10 protein-coding genes and 1 CRISPR repeat array are annotated in these 6,934 nt (G+C 67.6%); of the genes, 8 read left to right on the forward strand and 2 right to left on the reverse strand.

Annotation, left to right across the window (positions count from 1 at the left end; genetic code table 11):
* Nucleotides 1-13: 13 nt before the first annotated feature.
* The 6 genes from M1P99_RS08620 to M1P99_RS08645 all read left to right on the forward strand — a co-directional run bounded on the left by M1P99_RS08620 (nt 14) and on the right by M1P99_RS08645 (nt 3,751).
* Nucleotides 14-397, forward strand: a complete 384-nt coding sequence (locus M1P99_RS08620) for an SdpI family protein (protein ID WP_304452134.1) — start codon at nt 14-16, stop codon at nt 395-397.
* 210 nt (nt 398-607) lie between these two features.
* The gene (locus M1P99_RS08625) at nt 608-922 is read left to right on the forward strand and encodes a helix-turn-helix transcriptional regulator (RefSeq protein WP_304452135.1); all 315 of its coding nucleotides are present in this window, start codon (nt 608-610) and stop codon (nt 920-922) included.
* Between the two features lie 27 nt (nt 923-949).
* Complete coding sequence (locus M1P99_RS08630) at nt 950-1,384, forward strand: SdpI family protein (protein ID WP_304452136.1); 435 nt, start codon at nt 950-952, stop codon at nt 1,382-1,384.
* Complete coding sequence (locus M1P99_RS08635; RefSeq protein WP_304452137.1) at nt 1,381-1,788, forward strand: thiol-disulfide oxidoreductase DCC family protein; 408 nt, start codon at nt 1,381-1,383, stop codon at nt 1,786-1,788. The genes M1P99_RS08630 and M1P99_RS08635 overlap by 4 nt, the downstream gene beginning before the upstream one ends.
* A gap of 32 nt (nt 1,789-1,820) precedes the next feature.
* A complete protein-coding gene (locus M1P99_RS08640) occupies nt 1,821-3,074 on the forward strand; it encodes a sensor histidine kinase (protein WP_304452138.1) in 1,254 nt (417 codons plus the stop codon).
* A gap of 5 nt (nt 3,075-3,079) precedes the next feature.
* A complete protein-coding gene (locus M1P99_RS08645) occupies nt 3,080-3,751 on the forward strand; it encodes a response regulator transcription factor (RefSeq protein ID WP_304455632.1) in 672 nt (223 codons plus the stop codon).
* 235 nt (nt 3,752-3,986) lie between these two features.
* A CRISPR array of direct repeats spans nt 3,987-4,441; the repeat unit is 28 nt; unit sequence GGTCCATCCCCGCGTGCGCGGGGAGCAG.
* A gap of 94 nt (nt 4,442-4,535) precedes the next feature.
* Here the strand turns inward: M1P99_RS08645 and M1P99_RS08650 are convergent.
* Nucleotides 4,536-4,763 (reverse strand): DUF397 domain-containing protein, encoded by a 228-nt coding sequence (locus M1P99_RS08650; protein ID WP_369696524.1) that lies wholly within the window; start codon nt 4,761-4,763, stop codon nt 4,536-4,538.
* Nucleotides 4,753-5,571 (reverse strand): helix-turn-helix transcriptional regulator, encoded by an 819-nt coding sequence (locus M1P99_RS08655; RefSeq protein WP_304452140.1) that lies wholly within the window; start codon nt 5,569-5,571, stop codon nt 4,753-4,755. Before M1P99_RS08655 ends, M1P99_RS08650 begins: the two co-directional genes overlap by 11 nt.
* Before the next feature lie 358 nt (nt 5,572-5,929).
* Between M1P99_RS08655 and M1P99_RS08660 the strand changes: the two genes are divergently transcribed.
* Complete coding sequence (locus M1P99_RS08660; protein WP_304455633.1) at nt 5,930-6,349, forward strand: ATP-binding protein; 420 nt, start codon at nt 5,930-5,932, stop codon at nt 6,347-6,349.
* Nucleotides 6,350-6,494: 145 nt separating this feature from the next.
* Nucleotides 6,495-6,923 carry a hypothetical protein gene (locus tag M1P99_RS08665; RefSeq protein WP_304452141.1) on the forward strand — a complete coding sequence of 143 codons (429 nt, stop codon included), beginning with the start codon at nt 6,495-6,497 and terminating at the stop codon, nt 6,921-6,923.
* Nucleotides 6,924-6,934: the final 11 nt, after the last annotated feature.

Raw genomic sequence — 6,934 nt, forward strand, 5'->3', positions numbered from 1 at the left:
TGGTGGTGGGACAGTGGCTGACTGGTTCACGGTGGGAATCTTCTTCGGCCTGATAAGCGCGTTTCTGGGCTGGACCTCGGTCTATTCCGTGCGCGATGGCGTCAACATCGACCGGAGCCCCGGCATACGCATACCGACGACGCTCGCGTCCAGGGAGGCGTGGCTCACCGCCCACAGGAAGGCGCAGCCCTACTTCTTCGGGGCGTGCCTGCTCATGTCGGTCGCCGGAGCGGCCTTCGTGGTCTGGGCGGCGGTGGTCAGCGCTCCGGGCAGCGTGATCGCCCCGATGTTCGCTGTCCTGGCTGCCATGACCGTGGTCCTGCTGGTGGGCGCGGTGCTGGGTGTACGCGATGTGCGCAGGTCGACGCGAGCTTCCCAGCCCCAGGGCCGGCTCTAGTCATCACAGCGGCGGCGGACCCGGGGCCTGCCGCGGGGCCGCTGTCCGCTGCACACGGCGCACCGCCCATGACAATCGTCATGGGCGGCACGGCTTTCGGATCAGCAGAATTCACGTTGAGCACTGGTGTGGATACGGATACGATATCTACATCCCTCGGAATCCGCTTGTGGGATGACCGATCCGCTCGCTTGCGCCTGAGAGGTTCCCGTGTCCGAGAACGATTTCTTCGCAGCTCTCTCCCATCCTCATCGGAGACTCATCATCCGAACGCTGGGAATTTCCAGGGGCATGCCGGCCAGTCGGCTCGCTGATGCCGTCGGCGTATCCCGCCCCGGCCTTTCGTCCCACCTCAAGGTTTTGAAGTCCTCAAGAATCGTGCACGGCGAGAGACGAGGCAAGTCGATCGTCTACCAACTCGACAGCGATACGCTTCACACGCACATAGCAGAAATGCTCGAATTCTTGAACATCGGCGCGATAGACCATCTGTTCGCGGGTTCGTCGGCAAAGCGTGCCTCGTAACGCCCAGGAGTAGAGGGGAGACGTGCAGTGCGCACCGACACGGTGCTGCCGCATGTCTGGGCGGACCAGCCACTGAGCACCGGAACCCTGGTGTGGTTGAGCATCGTCCTTGCTGTGGCCGCGTTCGTCCTCATCACCATCGGGATGATGGGGCGCAGTCGGCGACTGCGCCCGAACGGGGTCGTCGGCATCCGCACCGCCTACACCGCGGCCAGCCACCGCGCCTGGTACGACGTCCACGTCAAAGCGGCTCCCTGGCTGATGGCGTCGGGGGCCGTCCTCATCACCGGGACCGTCGCGCTCCACCTGACCGACATCCCCCGCGGGCAGCTCACGGCGCTGATGGCCTCGATCGGTGTGGGGACCGCGGTCCTACTCATCGGCGTCCGCTCCGCGCACAGTGGCGCACGCAGGACGCGTGAGGGCGACCGTGGCGGCCAGGAGCAGGAGAAGACACCATGACGATCCAGCGCCCCGGCTCTGAGGACATTCCAGAGGCCGGCCTCTTCCTCTACGACCGCGACTGCGGGTTCTGCCAGCGGGCCGTGGCCTTCGCCCAGGGGCGGCTGCACACGCGCACCGCGTTCACTGCTTGGCAGCGCTCCGACCTGCCCCGGTTCGGCCTCACCCCGGCCCAAGCCGATGATCGCGCCTGGGTCGTGCTGACCGATGGAAGCCTGCTCAGCGGAGGCGATGCCGTCGCCCATGTCCTGCTGTGCAGCCCGCGGGGCAGGCTCATCGGCCGGGCTCTGCGGCTGCCGCTGCTGCGGGCGGCCAACCGTGCCGCCTACCGGTGGGTGGCCGCCCACCGGCACCGCCTTCCGGGCGGGACAGCATCCTGTGCGCTCCGCTCCGGCTCGCTCTGAGAGCCGCATGGGGAACTCGGTACCATGCCCGCATGACCCCCCTCTTGGAGCGTTTCGACCTACGGCGACTCGATTTCCGCGGTGATTGCGCCCCTGTCGGCCTCAGGTACCTCTTCTGGACCACGGTCGTGCTGATCATCGCGGTCCGCACGATTCTCGCCCAAGCTGAGGGACGCTTCGTTCCCACCGCCTGGCCTCACCCTGAGTGGGTCTTCGTCCTGCTGCTCGGGGCGCTGGCGCCGCTGTGCCTCCTGTGGCCCTTCCTGCCCTGGGAGTCCTCGGCACCCGCACACGCCCGAGTAGCGACCCTGGGGTTTCTGGCATCGGCTGCCGTGCTGATGCCCGTCACCGACTTCGCGGTCTACCCTTTGGTGGCACTGGCCATCGCCAACGCGGCGTGCGTGTTCGGAGCGGTCGGCGGCCTGATCCAGTCAGCGCTGTTCTCCGCCGTCAACGTCCTGGTCGGAGCTCTTCACCCGGACCTTCCGCCGGCCTATGCCCTGACCAACGGCGGTCTGCTGTTCCTGTACTGCCTGGCGGTCCTGTTCGTCATGACCTCCCTGCTCGCCGCCGGTCGGCGCGCCCGAAGGACAAGGGAACTGCTCGCAGAGCTCGACGACGCGCATAGGCGCCTACGTGCGTATGCGGCCCGGGCGCGAGAAGCGACGATCTCCGAGGAGCGCGGGCGTATGGCGCGCGAGATGCACGACAGCACGGGGCACTACCTCACGTCGATCCACCTGTGCTTGGCCAATGCCGAGCGCACGGCTGCGGCGCTTCCTACGCAGGTGCGAGAGGACCTGCGGCAAGCCCGCCGCCTGACCAAGGAAGCCCTGGCCGACACCCGCCGGTGGGTGCGCGCGCTCAAGCCCTTGGATCTGGCGCACCGCTCCGGTCCCGAAGCGATCGGTGCCCTCACCGACGCCTTCAGCGATATGGGCATCACGACGGTGTTCACCGCTACGGGAGCGTGGCCTGAGGAGATGGAGGGGGAACTGGAACTGGTCGCCTACCGAGTCGTCCAGGAAGCCCTGACCAACGCTTTGAGGCACGGAAGGGCCGAGCGCGTGGAGGTGGCCGTGCACGCCGCGCAGGAGACGGTCACTCTCAGGGTGTCGGATGACGGCCAAGGGGGTGCTGAGGATATGGCCGATGGGTTCGGGCTCACCGCGTTGCGTGAGCGCCTGGCGGCGCTGGGCGGGTCGCTGTCCGCGGGCAACCGGCCAGAGGGTGGTTTCGAGCTGTGTGCCCAGATTCCTATGGGCGTGGACAGGGGAGTGCTGTGAGCGGGCTGGAGCAGAAGCCGGTGCGAGTGCTGGTTGTGGACGATCAGTCCCTGATGCGCCGCGGGTTGGCTCGTCTGCTGGAGACGGAGGGTTTCACTGTCGTGGGTGAGGCGGCAGATGGGGTCCACGCTCTGGACTTCCTGGCCGACTGCGATCCCGATGGGCTGCCCCACGTGGTGCTGGTGGACGTACGCATGCCGCGCATGGACGGTGTGGCGCTAATCGAGCGGATGAGCGCGGACTTTCCGAGCGTGTCCGCGATTGTCCTGACGACCTTCGATGAGGATGAGTATCTCTTCGCGGGATTGCGCGCCGGTGCTCGGTCCTACCTGCTCAAGGACGCCGAGCCGGAGGAGGTGGCCCTGGCGGTGCGCCGTGTGGCTGCGGGGGAGAGTGTTCTGTTCGGCTCTGCGGCCGATCGCATGATCGCGGCCTTGCGTGATCGGGACACTGCCCCGGACCGCGACGCCGGGATGGGTGCCTCGGGAGGCGAGCTGTCCGGGAGGGAGGGGGAAGTGGCCTCGCTGATCGGGCGGGGGGCTTCCAATCGCGAGATCGCGCGAGAGCTTGGCTTGTCCGAGGGGACAGTGCGCAACCACGTCACCAATATCCTTCACAAACTCGGTCTGCGTGATCGCACTCGGCTCGCTTTGTGGGCTAGTGGGAGACGGGTGTAGGGGCGCGTCTGACTGCACGGGGCAACCGGGGACTTGTGAGGTCGTGGGTGCTGTGAGCGGTATGGTGCTGCGCACGCCTGTGTGCGATGCGCGGCTGTTCGCTGCTGGCTCGGCTCTACTGAACGAGGCAGGTCAGTGGCCTTTCCCGCCTGCTGAAAGTGCGGAACCAAACGCCAGGGGGCCGGCCTCAGGCACACCCTTCGAGTCCTATCGACGAGCGCCGCACCAGCGGCCTGGTCCATCCCCGCGTGCGCGGGGAGCAGCCCCCACTTGGGTTGGGGACGTCCCGCAGTGCGGGTCCATCCCCGCGTGCGCGGGGAGCAGCGTTCTCAGCGGGGCCGGTCATGATCCGTCTCGGGTCCATCCCCGCGTGCGCGGGGAGCAGCGTTCTCAGCGGGGCCGGTCATGATCCGTCTCGGGTCCATCCCCGCGTGCGCGGGGAGCAGAGGAGGCGGTGTTGGCGGCGTCCCGGGAGACCGGGTCCATCCCCGCGTGCGTGGGGAGCAGTCGAGCCCTTCCGGCCTGACCTCGATCCAGAGGGGTCCATCCCCGCGTGCGCGGGGAGCAGAACGAACACCATCCGGGTCAGCAGCGCGGTGTGGGTCCATCCCCGCGTGCGCGGGGAGCAGTCGGAAGACTGGACTGCGGGGTGGGGTGACCCGGGTCCATCCCCGCGTGCGCGGGGAGCAGCTTCCTGACCTGCGTGTTCACCGCAGCGGGCGACCCGTTTCTGCAACTTGTTCAGGATTGGACATTGGACCCGAAAAGCGACAGTTCTTATCTTTCAAGACTTCAAAGTAGCGAGGAGGGATGCCCACTCGGAACCGGAGTATGCGAGGTGTCCCTGATCGCGGTTCTGCGTGTCCCGCACGAGGACCCACTGACTCTCGGCGACCTCGACGCAGTCACCACCGTTGGTGCTGTAGCTGCTCTTGTGCCAGGTGATACGTGTGGGGTTGTGCGGCGCGGTCATCGCCGGGCCTCCTCTTCTCCGCAGGGGCTTACTGTCCATCTCTCAGGAGCCCACGCATGAAGAGGATCGACTCATCGGGTTCGAGTGCCTTGCCCAGCAGGCTCCCGAACATCAGGGTATACCGGCGCACCTCCTCCGGGTCCTCTGGGACCAGGCCGCTGCCCGCCTGTTCGAGGTAGACCACGTCAGGGTCTGCCTGCTCCGGAAATTCGAGCAGGTTGAACTGGCCGTCCATGCCGGCGTGGGCGCCACGTGAGAACGGGACGATCCGGATGGTGACGTTCGACCGTTCGGCGAGGTCGACCAGATGGCGGCGTTGTTCCTCCATGACGGCAGGCCCACCCACCTCGCGCCGCAAGGCTGCCTCGTCAAGGACGGCTACGACATGAAGTGGGGCCTCCGCCCGGGTGATCAGTTCTTGGCGAGACATCCGGACCAGGACTTTCTCGTCCACGAGATCAGGGGCCGAGGTGATCGCCAACTGCTCGATGACGCCACGGGCGTACGCCTCGGTCTGGAGGATGCCCGGCACAACGATGGTCTGGAAGGTGCGCACCACGGAGGCCGCCGCTTCCAGACCGATATAGCTGTCGAACCCCGGTTTGAGGGCCTGCCTGTGCCGGTGCCACCACCCGCGCTTGCGCGCGTGCTTGGCCATCTCGATGAGTTCTTCGCGTTCAGGGCCGTGCACGCGGTACACGTCAAGCAGAATGGCCACGTCACCCGGCTTCGGCCGCGTCATGCCCGTCTCATATCTCCACAGAGTGCTGTCGGTGATACCGATGCGCTCCGCGACCTCAGCACGAGAGAGCTTCGAGGCGCTGCGGAGACGGGTCAACTCCGCCATCAGGCGCCGCTGGCGCGCGGTCGGACTCGGCCGTGTGGCCATGCTGCACCCCCTGTTCCATGTGAACCGTAACACATTGCATTATTCGATCTCATTACTACGCATAGTGCACGACTTCTTTCTGCAGTATTGCAGTTTTAGTTCTCGCAGGACATCCTGGAGAACGTCGGGCACCGGGTCGGTGTACCGATCGGTTTGGTGAGCGCCCCGTGGGGGCGTTTGCCCTCAGCTGTCGTCGATGTTCGTGCGGAGGTTCGTGGTGGGTGGCATGGAGATACCGAGGCCGAGGTGTGGCCAGAACGAGGACCGGCGGGTGGTGGGTGGGTTGCCGGTACGGGTGAGGAGCAGGCGTTTGGGAGTGTCATCCGCCTACTTCGACGGCAGGCCCGACCAGGTCTCGCGCATCCGGGACTGGAGCCGGAGCGCGACCGGCCTGGACCACGACAGCGCCGACCCGGTCATGCTCGTGGTGAGTGAACTGGTGACCAACGCGGTCCGGCACTCCGCCTCCGGGAGCCGGTACGGGCGGGTGCGGGTGACTGTGGAAGTACTGCCCGGCCAGGTCGTGCTGGTCTCGGTCACCGACGACGGACCACGTCCCGGCCGCACCACGAGTCTCCCCCGCCTCCCCGTACACGCCGACGAACTCCGGGAGGGCGGGCACGGGCTGCGTCTGGTCAACGAGCTCTCGGAACGGTGGTGGTGGACCGGTGGCGCGGGCGGTCCGCTGACCGTGTGGTCGCTGATCGACCCGCAGCGCGACCTCCACCGCGTCTGAGCCCCCCCACGAAAGCCCAGGCGGGAAGCGCAGCCTTCCGGCCATCGACACCCGCCTGAGCAGCAGGAAAGAAAACGCCCCGTCCGGTGAGTGGAGTCACCGGCCCGGGGCCCGACGACCACCTGAAGCAACCAGGAGGCCATCGATGCACCAGCCTAGCGGGCGGCACCGCCGCCCGAGCCGGAGTCTGGCCGAGCGGGTCAGGCGCGTGGCCGCCGCCCTCCTCGCGGCGGCTCTGGCGTACGTGTTCGTTCCCCAGACGACCGGCCGACGGCCTCCCGCGCTCGTTCGGGCACCGGAACGAGCGCGGGAGGCCGCCCGGACGACGTCACCGGGGGCGGCGCACTGCGCTCCGCCGCCCGACGAGGACCCCGGCGCGCTGGTCCGGCCCTACATGCCGCCGTTTCCACCACCGCCGATCATGCCGGTCCGACCGCTACCGGTCCCCCGACCGCGCCTGCCCGAGGGCGACCTTCTGGCCGCACCCGCACGGCCTCCGGACGACGACCTCGGGGAACTCACGGCGGCGGTCCGCGCCTGGCTCGACATGACCCGTCGCGCGGACCGACCGTAGGACTACAAGCC

The sequence above is a fragment of the Nocardiopsis sp. YSL2 genome, from assembly GCF_030555055.1.
GTDB lineage: Bacteria > Actinomycetota > Actinomycetes > Streptosporangiales > Streptosporangiaceae > Nocardiopsis.

Coding starts and splice junctions, on each gene's coding strand:
- M1P99_RS08635 (WP_304452137.1), top strand. CDS start 1,381: ATGACGATCCAGCGCCCCGGCTCTGAGGACATTCCAGAGGCCGGCCTC.
- M1P99_RS08640 (WP_304452138.1), top strand. CDS start 1,821: ATGACCCCCCTCTTGGAGCGTTTCGACCTACGGCGACTCGATTTCCGC.
- M1P99_RS08650 (WP_369696524.1), bottom strand. CDS start 4,763: ATGGACAGTAAGCCCCTGCGGAGAAGAGGAGGCCCGGCGATGACCGCG.
- M1P99_RS08655 (WP_304452140.1), bottom strand. CDS start 5,571: ATGGCGGAGTTGACCCGTCTCCGCAGCGCCTCGAAGCTCTCTCGTGCT.
- M1P99_RS08665 (WP_304452141.1), top strand. CDS start 6,495: ATGCACCAGCCTAGCGGGCGGCACCGCCGCCCGAGCCGGAGTCTGGCC.